At 66.8% G+C, this 17,141-nt stretch carries 15 protein-coding genes; 4 read left to right on the forward strand and 11 right to left on the reverse strand.

The annotated features are described in order from the left end of the window. Position 1: 1 nt before the first annotated feature. The 11 genes from tolB to dnaE form a co-directional block, all read right to left on the reverse strand. Positions 2-1,330, reverse strand: a complete 1,329-nt coding sequence (gene tolB / locus DDE75_RS15965) for a Tol-Pal system beta propeller repeat protein TolB (protein ID WP_108503372.1) — start codon at positions 1,328-1,330, stop codon at positions 2-4. A gap of 60 nt (positions 1,331-1,390) precedes the next feature. Beyond that, entirely contained in the window at positions 1,391-3,283 is a 1,893-nt protein-coding gene (locus DDE75_RS15970) for a hypothetical protein (RefSeq protein WP_108503373.1), read from the reverse strand. A 3-nt stretch (positions 3,284-3,286) separates the two neighbouring features. Beyond that, positions 3,287-3,736, reverse strand: a complete 450-nt coding sequence (tolR, locus tag DDE75_RS15975) for a protein TolR (protein ID WP_108503374.1) — start codon at positions 3,734-3,736, stop codon at positions 3,287-3,289. 3 nt (positions 3,737-3,739) lie between these two features. Next, on the reverse strand, positions 3,740-4,432 hold the full coding sequence (gene tolQ / locus DDE75_RS15980; protein WP_072298435.1) for a protein TolQ: 693 nt from the start codon (positions 4,430-4,432) through the stop codon (positions 3,740-3,742). Positions 4,433-4,548: 116 nt separating this feature from the next. After that, positions 4,549-5,271 carry a sulfotransferase-like domain-containing protein gene (locus tag DDE75_RS15985; RefSeq protein ID WP_108503375.1) on the reverse strand — a complete coding sequence of 241 codons (723 nt, stop codon included), beginning with the start codon at positions 5,269-5,271 and terminating at the stop codon, positions 4,549-4,551. Further along, the gene (ybgC, locus tag DDE75_RS15990; RefSeq protein WP_108503376.1) at positions 5,268-5,660 is read right to left on the reverse strand and encodes a tol-pal system-associated acyl-CoA thioesterase; all 393 of its coding nucleotides are present in this window, start codon (positions 5,658-5,660) and stop codon (positions 5,268-5,270) included. The genes DDE75_RS15985 and ybgC overlap by 4 nt, the downstream gene beginning before the upstream one ends. Before the next feature lie 42 nt (positions 5,661-5,702). Continuing rightward, positions 5,703-6,734 carry a Holliday junction branch migration DNA helicase RuvB gene (gene ruvB, locus DDE75_RS15995; RefSeq protein WP_108503377.1) on the reverse strand — a complete coding sequence of 344 codons (1,032 nt, stop codon included), beginning with the start codon at positions 6,732-6,734 and terminating at the stop codon, positions 5,703-5,705. Further along, positions 6,734-7,639, reverse strand: a complete 906-nt coding sequence (locus tag DDE75_RS16000; protein ID WP_108503378.1) for a M48 family metalloprotease — start codon at positions 7,637-7,639, stop codon at positions 6,734-6,736. The genes ruvB and DDE75_RS16000 overlap by 1 nt, the downstream gene beginning before the upstream one ends. A gap of 17 nt (positions 7,640-7,656) precedes the next feature. After that, entirely contained in the window at positions 7,657-8,376 is a 720-nt protein-coding gene (gene ruvA, locus DDE75_RS16005) for a Holliday junction branch migration protein RuvA (protein ID WP_108503379.1), read from the reverse strand. After that, positions 8,373-8,882, reverse strand: coding sequence for a crossover junction endodeoxyribonuclease RuvC (gene ruvC / locus DDE75_RS16010; protein WP_108503380.1), 510 nt, complete (start codon positions 8,880-8,882; stop codon positions 8,373-8,375). Before ruvC ends, ruvA begins: the two co-directional genes overlap by 4 nt. Positions 8,883-8,935: 53 nt before the next feature. Further along, on the reverse strand, positions 8,936-12,406 hold the full coding sequence (dnaE, locus tag DDE75_RS16015; RefSeq protein WP_108503381.1) for a DNA polymerase III subunit alpha: 3,471 nt from the start codon (positions 12,404-12,406) through the stop codon (positions 8,936-8,938). 95 nt (positions 12,407-12,501) lie between these two features. On the opposite strand from dnaE, the gene DDE75_RS16020 reads away from it, so the two are divergent. From DDE75_RS16020 to DDE75_RS16035, 4 genes are read left to right on the forward strand one after another with little or no spacing between them, the layout of a single operon-like run. Next, entirely contained in the window at positions 12,502-14,022 is a 1,521-nt protein-coding gene (locus tag DDE75_RS16020) for an ABC transporter ATP-binding protein (protein WP_245894779.1), read from the forward strand. Next, complete coding sequence (locus DDE75_RS16025) at positions 14,019-15,095, forward strand: ABC transporter permease (RefSeq protein ID WP_108503382.1); 1,077 nt, start codon at positions 14,019-14,021, stop codon at positions 15,093-15,095. Before DDE75_RS16020 ends, DDE75_RS16025 begins: the two co-directional genes overlap by 4 nt. After that, the gene (locus DDE75_RS16030) at positions 15,092-15,979 is read left to right on the forward strand and encodes an ABC transporter permease (RefSeq protein ID WP_108503383.1); all 888 of its coding nucleotides are present in this window, start codon (positions 15,092-15,094) and stop codon (positions 15,977-15,979) included. Before DDE75_RS16025 ends, DDE75_RS16030 begins: the two co-directional genes overlap by 4 nt. Positions 15,980-16,016: 37 nt before the next feature. Then, positions 16,017-17,093 carry a BMP family ABC transporter substrate-binding protein gene (locus tag DDE75_RS16035; protein WP_108503384.1) on the forward strand — a complete coding sequence of 359 codons (1,077 nt, stop codon included), beginning with the start codon at positions 16,017-16,019 and terminating at the stop codon, positions 17,091-17,093. The last annotated feature ends 48 nt before the right edge of the window (positions 17,094-17,141 follow it).

Below are 17,141 nucleotides of genomic sequence, written 5' to 3' on the forward strand. Positions count from 1 at the left end.
CTCATGGCATCAAGGGGCCCCAGGACGGGTCCGAGGCGGCAAAATCCAGGTTCATCGGTCGCATGTTCCGCCCCGTGATGTCCACGGAATGCAACCTCGGCTGACCATTTCCCCCCGGGGTGACGCGCGTGAACATCACGACGCGCCCGTTGGGGGCCCATGTGGGCCCCTCGTCCAGGAAGGATTGCGTCAGCATCTTTTCCGAAGACCCGTCCGTGCGCATCACCCCAATATGGAAGGTGCTGCCCAACTGTTTGGTGAAGGCGATCATGTCACCTTTGGGGGACCAGACCGGCGCGCCATAGCGACCATCGGCAAAGCTGATGCGGGTGGGCTCGCCGCCCTCGATGGGCATGATGTAAAGCTGCGGCGTTCCCGAACGGTCACTTTCGAAGACGATGCGCTTGCCGTCGGGGCTGAAGCTGGGCGAGGTCTCGATCGAGGGCGCCGTCGTCAGCGGACGCTGCGCGCCGGTCGCCACATCCATCAGCCAGATGTCGGTATTGCCGCCGTTTTCATGTGAATAGGCGACCCAACGGCCATCCGGGCTGAACGAGGGCGCGAAGGCCATCGACCCTTGGTCGATGGTCAGGGGCCGCGAGGTCACCGTCGCCACATCCATCAGCTGGATCTGGGGAAAACCGCTGTCATAGCTGGTATACAGCAGCTTGCGACCGTCGGCGGAAAACTTGGGTGCCAGCACCAGCGAAGAGCTGTCGGTCATCCACAGGATGTTCGCGCCGTCGTAATCCATCACGCCGATGCGTTTGATGCGGGCGTTCTTGGGGCCGGTTTCCTGCACGAAGGCCACGCGGCTGTCGAAGTAGGGCTTTTCCCCCGTCAGCCGCACATAGACCTGATCGGCGATCTTATGGGCCGCGCGACGCCAATCGGCGGCACGGGCGTCGAACTGCATCCCGTCGCCCAGGGGTTGCCCCGAGACGACATCGTAAAGCCGGAACCGCACGCTGATGTTGTCGCCGTTCTGCGTCACCTCGGCCGAGACCATGGCCTGCGCGTCGATCGCGCGCCAATCCTCATAGCTGACGGCTTCGGCAAAGCTGGCGGGCGTGGCGACATGGCTTTCGGCAGGGATCTCTCGGAAGAGGCCGGTGCCGGTCAGATCGTCGGCCACGACACCGCGCACCTTGGCGGCCATGTCGGCGGAACCATGAAAGGACGGGATGGCGATGGCCATCGGCTCGATCACGCCATCGGTGATCTCGATGCGCAGGGGGGTGTCCTGCGCTTGGGCCGCGGTGCCGATCACGCCGGTCGAGACCGACAGGGCCATCAGCAAGGCGGGTGCGAGGATAAGCTTGCGGAACATGACGTCCTCATTACCTTGGCTCGGGCAAAAGCGAAAGATCGCCTTCGATCCCCGTTATAGTTAAAATTCAACGCCGTCGGGGCGGAAATCCACCACGACATCACGCCAGCGCCCGTATTTGGACGCCGGCAGGTCGAAACCTGCCCGCCCGCACATCAGGATGGCACGACGCGCGACCTCGAATGCCTGCTGGGCACCCGCTTCCGATCCGCCCCTGTAGTCCACGATGCGCAGGCTGTTCTGGTCCGGCACCCCCTGCGGCGTCAAGCTGAACCCGACCGAGACCGTCATCCGCGACGCCTCGACCGAGAGCGCACCGACGTTCCAGCAGTTCTGGATTGCAAAGCGTAGGCCCTCACGCTCGGCAAAGGACATCGGCTCGCCCAGGGGGGCGGCATTGGCGCCGTCCTGCCCGTCGCGGGCATCCGGAACGACCGGCACCAGCTGCATGAGGTCGCGCGGGGGACCCGCAGCATCGTTTCCACCCTCGGCCGCGCCATTCCCGGCCATGGCCCCGGCCAGTGCCGCCGCCAGCGGGTCCTGCCCCGCCGAGGCACCGCTGCCGCCCTCGATCGACTGGCGGTCGCCGCCGAAGGCATCCCCGGTCGAGGCGCTGTCCTGCCCCTGATCGCCCGCGTCGCCCGCCTGAGCCTCGCGCAGCGCATCCTCCAAGGCCTGCCGGTCCGCCTCGGCCTGCCGCTCGGCCTCAGCTTGGCGGGCTGCCTCAGCTTGGCGGGCCGCTTCGGCCTGTCGGTCGGCTTCGGCCTGACGCTCAGCCTCTGCTTGGCGTTCTGCTTCGGCTTGGCGTTCTGCTTCGGCTTGGCGCTCTGCTTCGGCTTCGCGTTCTTCCTCGGCACGACGCTCGGCTTCGGCCTGACGTTCCGCCTCGGCTTGGCGTTCGATTTCGGCTTGGCGCTCTGCCTCGACCTGACGCTCGGCCTCAGCTTGACGCTCTGCTTCGGCTTGGCGGGCCGCTTCCTCACGCTCGGCCGCGGCACGGCGTTCCGCTTCACGCTCGGCCTCCGCTTCGGCGGCCCGCTGCTCCTCGATCCGCTCCTCTTCGGCCCGGCGTTCCTCGGCCTGGCGCGCGGCTTCTGCCGCCTGACGTTCCTCGGCGGCGCGTTGCGCTTCGGCGGCCCGCTGTTCCTCGGCTGCCTGCCGCGCAGCTTCCGCCTCGCGGCGTTGGGCTTCGGCCTGCGCCTCGGCGGCTTCCGCCTGACGAGCTGCCTCTTCCCGGGCCGCTTCTTCCCGGGCCGCCTGCTGCTGGGCCAAGCGCGCAGCCTCGGCCTCGGCACGCTCGGTGGCGGCACGCTGTTCGGCGGCACGCGCCGCTTCGGCGGCGGCCTGACGGCGGTTGAAGTCCTGAACCAGTCCCGCCGGACGATCCTGCGGACGGGGCGAGGCATCCAGCGCCAGCGCCGAACGCGGTGCGACGGGGGCCGCTACGGCATCCGGGGCGGCAGCAACCGGCTGGCTGGGTTGCGCCGCCGGAGCCGGGGCCGAAGGTGCGGCGGGGATGCGCGGCGCAGCCTCATCCTGCTGTTCGGCAGTGGCAGTGGCAGTGGGCAGATCGGTCGCCACCTCGACCGGATCGGCGGCCTCGAAATCGCTGAGGTCGGGAACGCCCTCCGAGGCATCCGGCTCCGCCAGCGGCGTGGCATCCGCAGGCTGCGGCGGTTGCGCATCCACGGGGCGGGCCGTGCCATTCGCATCGACCTGCTGTTCGGACTGATCGGCCACCGCGGATGCATCGGCACCCACCGGCCCCGCCCCCCGCGATGCCGCCGCCAGCCTTTCGAAATCGGAGCCGCTGATCGTCGACACTTGGGTCGAGCGGACCGGCGTGCTGGGCTGGGGCCGGAACAGCGCGCCGCCCACGATGGCCCAGAGGATCAGCGCCCCATGCGCGACCCCCGAAACCCAATAGCCGGTGCGGCCTTCACGATCATCCATGGCCTAGCCGTCCATCCGGGGGCCGCCGGCCTCGGTGACCAGCACGATGTCGGTGATGCCCGCCGCATTCAGCGCACCCATGATCTGGACGACGCGCGAATAGGGAATGGCCCCGTCGGCGCGCAGGAAGACCCGGCCCGACTGGCGATCCGCCAGCGCGGTCCGCAGGGCCGAGACGACCTGCCTGTCCTCGACCGGCTGATCCATGACCAGCATCTGCCCCTCGGCGGGGATCGAGATGACCAACGGTTCCTCCCGCTCGGTCGGAACGGCATTGGCGGCGGTCTGCGGCAGGTTCAGCGGCACCCCCGCCGTCATCAGGGGGGCGGCGACCATGAAGATGACCAGCAGCACCAGCATCACGTCCACGAAGGGCGTGACGTTGATCTCGGACATCGGCTGGTTGCGCCGACGCCCCTTGCGGCTGACCCGTTTGACGACCGAGGACCCCATGACTTACGCCTCGTCCATCTGGCGCGACAGCAGCGTCGAGAATTCGTCCGAGAACGCCTCCCATCCGCCGGTGATGCGTTCCGCGTCGCCCGACAGCTTGTTGTAGAAGACGACGGCAGGGATGGCCGCGACCAGGCCCAATGCGGTGGCCAGCAGCGCCTCGGCGATACCCGGCGCCACCACGGCAAGGCTGGTGTCCTGGCTCAGGGCGATCCCCTCGAAGGCGGTCTTGATGCCCCAGACCGTGCCGAAAAGACCGATGAAGGGCGCGGTGGACCCGACCGTGGCCAAGAAGGACAAGCCGCGGAACAGGCGCTGTTCCTCGCGCTGGATGGCGACATTCATGGCGCGGTCGATGCGGCTGATGCCGCCGGGGATCAGGCGGCCGTCGTCGCGGTGGCTGCGGCGCCATTCGGTCATGCCGGCGGCGAAGATGCGCTCGGATGCGCCCTTGGGGCGGTCGCCAAGGCGGTCATAGAGGTCGTCCAGCGGCTCGCCCGACCAGAAGGCGCGGTCGAAACGCGCGGCCTCGGTGCGGGCGCGGGCGAAGACCATGAACTTCTGCACGATGATCGCCCAGGCCCAGAAGGACGCCGCGATCAGGATGATCATGACAACCTGAACCGTCAGGGACGCGCGGAAGAACAACGCCATAGCCGAGAAATCGAGGGCCTCAGCGGCCTGAATGGGTTCCATAATCACTGCCTTATCATCAAGGTTCGAGGGCCGCTTGCCGCAGCCTGCTGTTGCGCGTCTTTTACCGCGTTCCTAGCAAGTGTTTCAGCCCCCGGCGCAACACAATGGCGTCACTTTTATGCAATGCGCAGCCGATATACCGCAATGTCGCGATAGGAGGGGCGCAGAGCATCCGCCAGCGCGGCCAGTTCGCCGCTCAGTTTGGGCAGCGGACCTTCCGGCCCGCCGAAGCCGGTCGAGGCGTTGACCGCATCGTACCAGACCGCGCCCCAGACACCGTCCTCGGGGTGGGGGCCGGGGGTCCATGACAGCATGGTGGGGGTGAATTCGATGCCGATGGCCGTGCAAAGCGCCCGCAATGCGCGATCAGGGTCGCGGCGGATGTCGGCGCTGTCGATCACCACGGGGGTGGGGCCGCGGTCTGACATCTGGCGGAACATCTGCCACTGGCGGTCGAAGCCCAGTTCCGCCGGATCGGGCAGGCCACGTTTCTGCGCGAAAGATGCAACGACCCGTTCTGGTTCGCGAACCAGGAAGACGTTGGTGACCTTCCGGGTCCAGTCCAGATCCATTCCGGGCAGCATATGCTGGACCATATGCTTCTGGTATTGCAGTGGAGCCGCCCCGCCCCCGGTCAACAGCGGCAGAACATCGCGCCAATCGGCCTGTTGGCTGGTGATGACCTCTTCGCGCATCGGATGCGGCAGGCCGGTCTGAACCAGGTAGTGCGCATAGAACGGCTCGTCCACGCAAGCGCAATCGCCGCGCGCGCCGAAGCTGCGCATCATCGCCGTCGAGAGGTTGCGCGGCCCCGACCACATGGCGATGCGGCGCGTCATCCGCGCAGGGCCGCCGCCAGATCGGCGGGCAGACGCACGGGCCGGCCCTTGGCGTCCAGACAGGCGATGGTGACACGGGCGGTGAACAGCGTTTCCTCGCCGCGCATGACCTTCTGGTCCACCACCACCCGCGCGGGGCTGCCCAGCGCCAGGTCTGTAGTGACCGTCAGCAGGTCGTCGAAACGGGCGGGGCGCAGGTAATCCGCCTCGACCCGCCGCACGGCAAAGACATGGCCGGTGGTCTGCTGCATCGCCAGCTGATCGATGCCCAGGGTCCGCAGCCATTCGCTGCGGCCCCTTTCGATGAATTTCAGATAGTTGGCATAATAGACGATACCGGCAAGGTCGGTATCCTCGTAATAGACGCGGAGGGTGATGTCATGGCTCATGCCCGGCAGGCTAAGGCGCGGGCCGCGCTTGCGCAATCGGCCTCAGTCGGGAAACAGCGTCGCCTGACCGGGCGGCGTCGGCATGTCCAGACCCAGATGCCCCCACGCGCGGGACGCCAACTGACGCCCCCGCGGCGTGCGGGCGATCAGGCCCTGCTGCAGCAGATAGGGCTCGATCACCTCCTCGATCGCGTCGCGGCTTTCCGAGAGAGCGGCCGAGAGCGTCTCGACCCCCACCGGGCCGCCGCCGTAATGCTGCGCCATCAAGGTCAGATAGCGGCGGTCGGCGCCGTCCAGCCCCAGGTCGTCGACCCCAAGCCGATTCAGCGCCATGTCGGCGATCTCGCGGGTCAGGCGGCCGTTGCCCTCGACCAGCGCGAAATCGACGACACGGCGCAGCAGACGGCCCGCGATGCGGGGCGTGCCTCGGGCGCGGCGGGCGATCTCCATCGTGCCTTCGGGTTCGGCGCTGATCCCCATCATCCGCGCCCCGCGCTGCACGATCAGGTCCAGTTCGGCGATCTCATAGAATTGCAGGCGGGTCGGGATGCCGAAACGGTCGCGCAGGGGCGTCGTCAGCAGGCCAAGCCGCGTCGTGGCGCCGACCAGCGTGAAAGGCTGCAATTCGATGCGGACCGTTCGGGCTGCGGGGCCTTCGCCGATGACCAAGTCCAGCTCGAAATCCTCCATCGCGGGATAGAGGACTTCCTCGACCGCCGGGTTCATGCGGTGGATCTCGTCGATGAACAGGACGTCGCGCGCTTCCAGATTGGTCAGGATCGCGGCCAGATCCCCCGCCCGCGCGATCACCGGCCCCGAGGTCATGCGGAAGTTCACGCCCAGTTCCCGCGCCATGATCTGCGCCAACGTGGTCTTGCCCAGACCCGGCGGGCCGAAGAACAGCGTGTGATCCATGGCCTTGCCGCGCATCTTGGCGCTTTCGATGAAGACCCGCAGGTTCGCCCGCGCCTCGGCCTGACCGACGAATTCCGACAGGTTCTGCGGACGCAAGGCGCGGTCTTCGGCGTCGCCATCCAGCTTTTCGGGGCGCAGATCGGGGTCGGGCTGGGTCATCAATGGCTCCAAGGCCCTTGGCTGCGGCTTCGGCCGCTGCGGGGAATGCGGGTCGATGTGGTGGGGGCAGCGGGTGCGGCGGTCATCGCCATCAGGCGGGCGATGCGTTCCTCGGTCGGAGGGTGGGTGGTGAACAGCTTGTCCATTCGCAGACCGGCCAAGGGGTTGATGATGAACATGGATGCCGCTGCGGGGTTCTGCTCGGCGGGCATGTTCACGGTGCGGCCCGCGGCTGTCGCAATGCGCTGCAGGGCAGAGGCCAAGGCACGCGGCTGGCCGCAGATCTCGGCGCCGGTCTTGTCGGCTTCGTATTCGCGGGCGCGGGACACGGCCATCTGCACCATGGTCGCGGCCAGAGGGGCCAGGATCATGGCGGCGATCGATCCCAGCATACCGCCCCTGTCGTCGCGGCGGGTAAAGATCATCATGTTGCCCATCATCGCGATGGCACCGGCCATCGTCGCGGTGATGGTCATGGTCAGCGTGTCGCGGTGCTTGATATGGGCCAGTTCATGCGCAATCACCCCGGCCAATTCGTCCGCCGTCAGCGTGTTCACCAGCCCCTGCGTCACGGCAACGGCGGCATTTTCCGGATTGCGACCCGTGGCAAAGGCATTGGGCTGTTCGGTGGGCAGCAGATACAGTTTCGGCATCGGCAGGCCGGCACGCTCGGCCAGTCGCGCCGTCATCGCGTGGATCTCGGCCCCCTGCCGGGGCGAAAGCTCGACCGCGCCCTGCTGGCGCAGGACCATCTTGTCGCTGTTCCAATAGCCAAAGAAGTTCATGCCGCCCGCGATCAGGAAGGCGATGATGACGCCCCCCTGCCCGCCCATCATCCAGCCCAAGGCCATGACCAGCGCGGTCATGGCGGCCATCAGCAAGAAGACCTTCGCGTTACCTGCCATCGTGCATTTCCTTCGGATCAGTCCTTAGGCGCCAATGCCTTCAGCGCCGCGCGGATCAACGCCTGCATGGTGGCGGCCGGTTCCCGCGCCTGCGCTTCGGCCACGGCGCCCGCCGCCTCCGAGGGACCGTAACCCAGGTTCGTCAGCGCCGACAGAGCATCCGCCATCGCCTGCCCCGAATGCGCCCCATCCGTGGCCGGGCGCGCCTTGTCGCCGGGGATCGACCCCGGCGACAAGGCGGCGGATGTGCCGGGCTCGATGCCCGGCTCGTCCGCACCCCCGCCTGCCATCTGCGCGCCGGCATCGACCGTGAAGCTGCCGCCCAAAGCCATGACCGAAGGCGCCTTGTCCTTCAGTTCCAGCACGATCCTCTGCGCCAGTTTCGGCCCGACGCCGTTCGCCTTGCGCACCGACGCCCAATCGCCAAGCGCGATCGCGCGGCCCAGGCCCTCGGGGCCGAGCGTGCCAAGGATCGCCAGCGACACCTTGGCCCCCACCCCCTGCACGCTGGTCAGCAGCCGGTGCCATTCCTTCTCCAGCATGGTGGTGAAACCGAACAGCTGCAGCAGATCCTCGCGCACGACCAGCTCGGTATAAAGCGCCGCCGCCTGCCCGACGGGGGGCAGCCCCGCCCCCGTCCGCTCGCTGACATGCACGATATAGCCCACGCCCCGCACGTCGATCAGCACATGGTCCTGTGCGCGATGGATGATGATGCCCGCGATGCGCCCGATCATGCCGCGCCCCGCTTGGGCTGTGCGACCTTCAGCGTCCGGCTTTGAAGATGGCGTGCATGGCAGATAGCAATGGCCAGCGCGTCTGCGGCGTCGGCGCTTTCGAACTGCACCCCGGCCAGCTGGACGCGCACCATGTGCTGCACCTGTTCCTTGCCCGCATGACCCACGCCGACGACAGTCTTCTTGACCGCGTTCGGGGCATATTCGCCTACAGTGATGCCCGCCTCGGCCGGGGCCAGCAGGGCGACGCCGCGCGCCTGCCCCAGCTTCAGTGTGCCGGTCGCGTCCTTGTTGACGAAGGTCTGTTCGACCGCCGCCTCGTCGGGCTCATGGGTGGCTATGATCGCGCAAAGCCCGCGGAACAACACCGAGAGCCGTGATCCCAGATCCTGATCGCCGTCCGAATGGATCGTGCCATTGGCGACATGACGGATGCGGGACCCGTCCACCTGGATGATCCCCCAGCCCATGTTGCGCAGACCGGGATCGATGCCCAAGACCTTCATACTGCCCCCTTTTTTCTTATGACTAGCACGAAGCGCGAACATCCGCCAAGGCGCTATTCCTCCAGCACGTCGAGCACGCCGGGGACGGCGCGCAGGGCCTGGCGGGCGGGGGTGGTCAGGGGGGCGTCGTCGGCGATCTCGATCTCGATCACCTCATCGCCTTCGCGCAGGCGCAGGCGAACGGGGCCGCGCGACCGCGAGGGCACCATGATGTCGCTGCGGATGCGGCCCAAGACCTCGGCCAGGCGCGGAATGGTATCGGCGCCCTGCATCTCGACGGCAAGGCAACCCGCGCCCGCGTCGGCGACGGCATCCTCCAGCGCGGTCACGGAATTAGCCAGCATCTTGACCTGATCGCCCGAGGGTTCGACCTTGACCTGCAGGACCACGTTCTGCCCCGGCTCCAACCGGTCGCGCGATGCGTTCAGCAGGTCCGAGAACACCGTGACCTCGTAAAGGCCCGTGGGGTCGGACAGGCTGACGAAGGCATATTGCGTGCCCTTGGCCGACTTGCGTTCCATCCGCGCCGCGACGGTGCCCGCGATCTGGGCGACCATCGGGCCGCCAAGGGCCTCCTGGCTGATCTCGGCCAGGGTCTGGACCTTCTTGCGGCGCAGGGCGGGCAGGTAATCGTCCAGCGGATGCCCCGACAGGTAGAAGCCGACGGCCTTATGTTCCTCGCCCAGCTTTTCAGCAGGCAGCCAGATGCCGGCGATGGGCGCGCGGGGCGGCGGCAGATCCTCGCCCCCGCCGAAGAGCGAGGTCTGGTTCGAGTTCGCCTGTTCCTGCACCGCAGCCGACCATGCGACCAGCCCGTCCAGCGATTTCATGACCCGCGCCCGGTTGTCGTCCAACAGGTCGAAGGCACCGGCACGGGCCAGCATCTCCAGCGGGCGCTTGCCGACGCGCTTCATGTCCACGCGGCGGGCGAAATCGAACAGATCGCGGAAGGGTTCATCGCGCCGCGCGGTCTCGATCAGCTTCATGGCATCAAGGCCGACGCCTTTCAGTGCACCAAGCGCATAGTGGATGCGGCCTTCCCTGACGGTGAAAGTCGGCGCCGAGCGGCTGACGCAGGGCGGCACGATCTCGATCCCCATGCGGTCGCATTCGCGCTTATAGATCGCAAGCTTGTCGGTCAGATGGATATCGCAGTTCATCACCGCGGCCATGAATTCGACCGGGTGGTTCGCCTTCAGCCAGGCCGTCTGATAGCTGACCACCGCATAGGCGGCGGCATGCGATTTGTTGAAGCCGTAGTTGGCGAATTTCTCCAGCAGGTCGAAGACCTCGCCGGCCTTCTTCTCGGGGACGCCGTTCTCGATGCTGCCCTTGATAAACTTGGGGCGTTCCTTGGCCATCTCGGCGGCGATCTTCTTGCCCATGGCGCGGCGCAGAAGGTCGGCCCCGCCAAGGGAATATCCCGCCATGACCTGGGCGATCTGCATCACCTGTTCCTGATAGACGATGATGCCCTGCGTCTCGGCCAGGATGAAGTCGATGCTGGGATGGATCGACTCCAATTCCCGAACGCCGTTCTTCACGTCGCAATAGACCGGGATATTCTCCATCGGGCCGGGACGATAAAGCGCCACCAATGCCACGATATCCTCGATGCAGGTGGGCTTCATGCGGCGCAGCGCATCCATCATGCCGCTGGATTCCACCTGAAAGACCGCGACCGTGCGGGCGCTGGCGAACAGGTCATAGCTGGGTTTGTCGTCCAGCGGGATCAGGTTGATCTGATTTTCCGTTCCCGGCGCGGGGTCGTACAACTGCCGCCCGTCGGCGGCGATGTGCAGCGGCCGCCCGCCCCCGTTGATCAGGTCGACGGCGTTCTGGATGACGGTCAGGGTCTTCAGGCCCAGGAAGTCGAATTTGACCAGCCCGGCCTGTTCCACCCATTTCATGTTGAACTGCGTCGCGGGCATGTCAGACGCCGGATCGCGATAGAGCGGCACCAGCCGGTCCAGCGGACGGTCGCCGATCACCACCCCCGCCGCGTGGGTCGAGGCGTTGCGGTAAAGCCCCTCCAGCTGCTCTGCGTAATCCAGCAGGCGCTTGACGACCTCCTCGCGGGCGGCCTCGCGCAAGCGGGGTTCGTCGGCGCGGGCCTTGGTGATGCTGACGGGCTTCACGCCCTCGACAGGGATCATCTTGGACAGGCGGTCCACCTGGCCGAAGGGCAGTTGCAGCACCCGGCCCACGTCGCGGACGGCGGCCTTGGACAGCAGCGCACCGAAGGTGATGATCTGGCCGACCTTATCGGCGCCGTATTTGTCCTGAACGTAGCGGATCACCTCTTCCCGGCGATCCATGCAGAAGTCGATGTCGAAGTCGGGCATGCTGACCCGTTCGGGGTTCAGGAAGCGTTCGAACAGCAGGGAATACCGCAGCGGATCAAGGTCGGTGATGGTCAGCGCATAGGCGACCAGCGACCCGGCCCCCGAACCCCGTCCCGGCCCCACCGGGATGCCCTGATCCTTGGCCCAGCCGATGAAGTCGGCCACGATCAGGAAGTATCCGGGGAAGCCCATCTGCTCGATGATGCCCAACTCGAAATCCAGCCTTGCGTGATAATCCTCGACGCTGACGGCATGGGGGATAACCTTCAGCCGCGCCTCGAGGCCCTCACGCGCCTGACGGCGCAGTTCGGTCACCTCGTCATCGGCGAATTTCGGCAGGATGGGGGCGTGCTTGGCCACGGCAAAGGCGCAGCGGCGGGCGATCTCGACCGTGTTGTCGATGGCCTCGGGCAGGTCGGCGAAGAGGACCGCCATTTCCTGCGGGGTCTTGAAGTGATGCTGGGGCGTCAGGCGGCGGCGGGGCTGGGACTGATCGACATAGGCTTTTTCCGCGATGCAAATCAGCGCGTCATGCGCCTCGTACATGGTGGGTTTCGGGAAATAGACGTCATTGGTGGCGACCAGCGGCAGCCCTTTGGCATAGGCCAGTTCGATCAGGCCGGATTCGCTGGCGGCCTCGGCCTGCATCAGCTGACCGTTGTCGCCCGGATGCCGCTGCAGTTCCACGTAAAGCCGGGTCGGAAAGGCGCGCGCCAGAGTATCGGCCAGCGCGGCGGCCTTCTCGGCCTGCCCCTGCGCGATCAGCAGCCCCAAGGGCCCCGTCGCGCCGCCGGTCAGACAGATCAGCCCCTCGGAGCGTTCGCACAGCTCCTCGACCGTCACATGCGGCAGTGCGCCGCCCTCGCGCAGGTACAGGCAGGACGACAGCGACATCAGGTTCAGCCAGCCCGCCTGGTTCTGCGCCAGCAGCACCACGGGGCCGGTGGCATCCCCCTGCAGGGTCACTTGGCAGCCGATGATGGGCTGCACGCCCTTGTCTTTCGCCTTCACGCTGAATTCCAGCGCGGCGAACATGTTGTTGGTATCCGTCAAGGCGACGGCGGGCATCCCCGCATCTGCCGCCAAAGTGGGCAACTTGCTCACGGGAATGGCACCTTCCAGCAAGGAATGCTCGGAATGTGTGCGAAGATGAATGAATCGAGGGGATTTTTCGGCCATGATCAGGACAGTATCTCAGCCTGACCAAACAGCGCAATTGCCCTTACGGGGATTTGCGGTCTAAGCAGGTCAGGTTTTGACCAAGGGGACGAAATTTGAACAGCACTGCCGTCTTTCGCGCCGAGGGGATCGGCAAGTCCTATCCCGGCGTCCGCGCCAATGACGACGTGTCGTTTCAGGTCGATGCGGGGCAGATCCATGCGTTGCTGGGCGAAAACGGTGCGGGCAAATCGACGCTGGTCAAGATGATCTATGGCCTTGTGCGCCCGGACCAGGGGCGGATGTCGCTGATGGGCGCGCCCCATCAGCCCGCCGATCCGCGTGCGGCACGTGCTGCGGGCGTGGCGATGGTCTTTCAGCATTTCAGCCTGTTCGATGCCCTGACCGTGGCCGAGAACATTGCCCTTGGCATGGAGAACCCGCCCCCGCGGCGTGAACTCTCGGCCCGTATCACCAAGGTCAGCCATGATTTCGGCCTGCCGCTGAACCCCGCGCGGCGCATCGTCACCCTGTCGGCAGGCGAACGCCAGCGGGTCGAGATCATCCGCTGCCTGCTGCAGAACCCGCGCCTGCTGATCATGGACGAACCCACCAGCGTCCTGACCCCGCAAGAGGCCGAGCTGCTGTTCGCCACCCTGCGCAAGCTGGCCGCCCAAGGCACCGCCATCCTCTATATCAGCCACAAGCTGGACGAGATCCGCACTCATTGCGATTGCGCCACCATCCTGCGGCATGGCCGCGTGGTCGACAGCTGCGATCCCCGCGCCCATTCGGCCCGCGAACTGGCCGCGATGATGGTGGGCGGCGAGATGCGCGACATCGACCGCTCGGGGCGGCAGGCAGGCGAGGTTCTGTTGAAGGTCCAAGACCTGTCGCTGCCCGCCCCCAATGCCGAAGGCACGGCGCTGAAATCCGTCTCGCTCGAATTGCGTGCCGGGCAGATCCTGGGGATCGGCGGCGTGGCGGGCAACGGGCAGGAGGAACTGCTGGCCGCCCTGACGGGCGAGACCCGCAGCGCCTCCGGCACCATCACGCTGGAGGGTGCCGACCTGTCCCCCCTGCCCCCCGAACAGCGCCGCAAGGCCGGCCTTCTGACCGCGCCCGAAGATCGCCTGGGCCATGCGGCCGTCCCCGACTTCAGCCTGACGGAGAACACGCTGCTGACGGCAGGGGCCCGCAAGGGTCTGGTCCGGAACGGCCTGATCGACCACCGCGCCGCCCGCAGCTTTGCCGAAAGCGTCATCGCCGCTTTCGACGTGCGCACCCCCGGCCCCCATGTCACGGCGCGTGCGCTGTCGGGCGGCAACCTGCAGAAATTCGTGATCGGGCGCGAGGTCCTGCAAGACCCCCGCGTGCTGGTCGTCAACCAGCCCACCTGGGGCGTCGATGCCAGCGCTGCCGCCTTCGTACGGCAATCGTTGCTGGATCTGGCGCGGCAGGGGGCGGGTGTCATTGTCATCTCTCAGGACTTGGACGAGCTTTTGGAACTTTCCGACCAATTCTGCGCCCTGAACGAAGGCCGCCTTTCCGAACCCTGCCCGACCGAGGGGCTGACGCTGGACCAGATCGGCCTGATGCTGGGCGGCGCGCATGGCATGCAGGAAGCCGCGCTATGATCCGGCTTGTTCCACGCAGCACGGCCTCGACCTTTTGGCAGGTCGCGACGCCGGTCATGGCGGTTCTGGCCACGATGATCGCGGGCGGCGTCCTGTTCGCCATCATGGGGCACGATCCCGTCACGGCCATCCGCACCATCTTCTGGGACCCGCTGTTTGGACCGGCTGCGGCCTATTCCCGCCCTCAGTTGCTGGTGAAGGCGGCGCCGCTGATCCTGATCGCCAGCGGTCTGGCGATCGGTTTCCGCGCCGGCATCTGGAACATCGGGGCCGAGGGGCAATACATCATCGGCGGGCTGACCGGCGGCGCGGTGGCGCTGGCGGCCTATCCCTCCGAAGGGGCGTGGATCTTTCCGGCCATGGTGATTGCGGGTGCTGCCGGAGGCTGGGCCTGGGGCATGATCCCCGCCCTGCTGCGCAACTGGTTCGGCGCGTCGGAGATCCTCGTGTCGCTGATGCTGGTCTATGTCGCGCAACGCGTGGCCGCTTGGATGGCCTTCGGGCCGATGAAGAACCCCGAGGGCTTCGGCTTTCCCGGCTCGCGCAACCTGCAGCAGTATCCTGCAGCCTCGAACCCCGAACTGATCGCGGGCACCGGCGCGCATTGGGGCGTCGTGGCCGCCGCCGTTGCGGTGCTGGTCACATGGGTGCTGGTCAGCCGCCATATCCGTGGGTTCCACATCCGCGCGGCCGGTTCGGCCCCCCGTGCGGCGCGTTTCGCGGGTGTGAACCCAGCCACGCTGGTCGCCTTCTGCCTGGGCCTGTCGGGCGCGCTGGCGGGCATGGCGGGTCTGTTCGAGGTCGCGGGCCCCGCCGGTCAGATCACCGACAAGCTGGGCACAGGATACGGCTTCACCGCCATCATCGTGGCCTTCCTCGGGCGTCTGCATCCGGTCGGCATCCTGCTGGCGGGGCTGCTGCTGGCGCTGACCTATATCGGGGGCGAGCTGGCGCAGCTGACCATGCAGCTGCCCGCCGCGACCGTGCAGGTGTTCCAGGGGATGTTGCTGTTCTTCCTGCTGGGCTTCGATGTGCTGACCCGGTTCCGCATCCAGCGAAAGGGTCAATCATGATCGATCCGCTCTCGGTCTTCCTGCTGCTGCTCTCGGCATCCACGCCGATCCTGTTCGCGGCCTTGGGCGAGTTGATCGCCGAACGCGCGGGCATCCTGAACCTGGGCGTCGAGGGGATGATGATCACCGGCGCGCTGGCCGGTTTCGCCGCCGCCTATGCCACCGGCAACCCCTTCATCGGATTTCTGGTCGCGGCATTGGCGGGGGCGGCGATATCGCTGCTCTATACCGTCCTGACGCAGGTGTTTCTGGCCAATCAGGTCGCATCGGGCCTGGCGCTGACCCTGTTCGGGCTGGGCCTTGCCGCCATGTTCGGCAAGCCCTTCGAGGGCGTGAAGGCACCGCCCATGCCGGACGGCCCCTTCGGCATCAACTGGATCGTCTGGCTGGGCCTGCTGATGGTGCCGGTCATCTGGTGGTTCCTGAACCGCACCCGCCGCGGATTGATCCTGCGCGCCGTCGGCGAAAACCACGAGGCCGCCCATGCGCTTGGCTATGACGTCCGGCTGACCCGCACCGCGGCCATCGCCTTTGGCGGGGCGATGGCGGGCATCGGCGGCGCCTTCATCAGCATCGCCACCGTCCTGCAATGGACCGAAGGCATGACCGCGGGCGCGGGCTGGATCGCGCTGGCCATCGTGGTCTTTTCCAGCTGGACGGCCTTCGGCGTGCTGGCCGGGGCATGGCTTTTCGGCGGCGTCACCGTCCTGCAGCTGCGCCTGCAGGCGGCCGAGGTCGACGTGCCCGTTCAGCTTCTGTCGATGGCGCCCTATCTTGCCACGATCATCGTTCTCGTGCTGATCTCGGCCCGGCAGACCTACAGCCGCAAGGCTGGCGGCGCGGCCCCCGGATCACTGGGCAACAACTTTCACGCGCTGCGCTGAACGCGGCCGGATACCCTTCCAACAGAGGATACATTCCATGCAACGCAGAACCCTTCTTGCCTCGGCCTCGGCAATTCTGATGGCACTGGCCGTCCCCGCGATGGCGCAGGACGAACCGTTGAAGGTCGGCTTCATCTATGTCGGCCCCGTGGGCGACGGCGGCTGGACCTTCCAGCACGATCAGGCCCGTCAGGCGGTCGAGGCCGAATACGGCGACCGCGTCGAGACCACCTTCATCGAGAGCGTGCCGGAAGGGGCCGATGCAGAACGCGCCCTGACCCAGCTGGCGCTGGCCGGCAACAAGCTGATCTTCGCGACCAGCTTCGGCTTCATGGACCCGGTGATGAACGTCGCCGCCAAGTTCCCGGACGTGAAGTTCGAACATGCCACCGGCTACAAGCAGGCCGAAAACGTCGCCACCTATGATGCGCGCTTCTATGAGGGCCGCGCCGTCACGGGCACCATCGCAGGTCACATGACCAAGTCGAACAAGATCGGCTATATCGGGTCCTTCCCCATCCCCGAGGTGATCCAGGGCATCAACTCCAGCTACATCCACGCCAAGAAGGTGAACCCGGACGTCGAGATGAAGGTGGTCTGGGCCTACAGCTGGTTCGATCCGGCGAAAGAGGCCGACGCCGCCTCCGCCCTGCTGGCCGAAGGCGTGGACGTGATCCTGCAGCACACCGATTCGACCGCCCCCCTGGCCAAGGCGCAGGAGGCAGGCGCCATCGGCTTTGGCCAAGCCAGCGACATGGCGGCCTTCAAGCCAAGCCCGCGCGTGGCATCCATCATCGACGAATGGTCGCCCTATTACATCAAGCGCGTGGGCCAGATGCTGGACGGCACATGGGAAAGCGGCGCCAGCTGGGCCGGCATCGGTGAAGGCGAGGTCGTGATCGGCGAGATCACCGACGCCGTCCCCGCCGAGGTCAAGGCCGAGGCCGAGGCCCTGCGCGACAAGATCGGCGCTGGCAAATACCACCCCTTCACCGGCCCGCTAAACAAGGCCGACGGCAGCGAATGGCTGGCCGAGGGTGAAACCGCCCCCGACAGCGACCTGCAAAGCATGAACTTCTTCGTCGAAGGCATCACCGCGCAGATCCCGCAGTAAGCAACGCACAACGCCACGACGCCCCGCCCTGCCAGACAGGGCGGGGCG

Source organism: Paracoccus indicus, assembly GCF_003056335.1.
Classification (GTDB): Bacteria; Pseudomonadota; Alphaproteobacteria; order Rhodobacterales; family Rhodobacteraceae; genus Paracoccus; species Paracoccus indicus.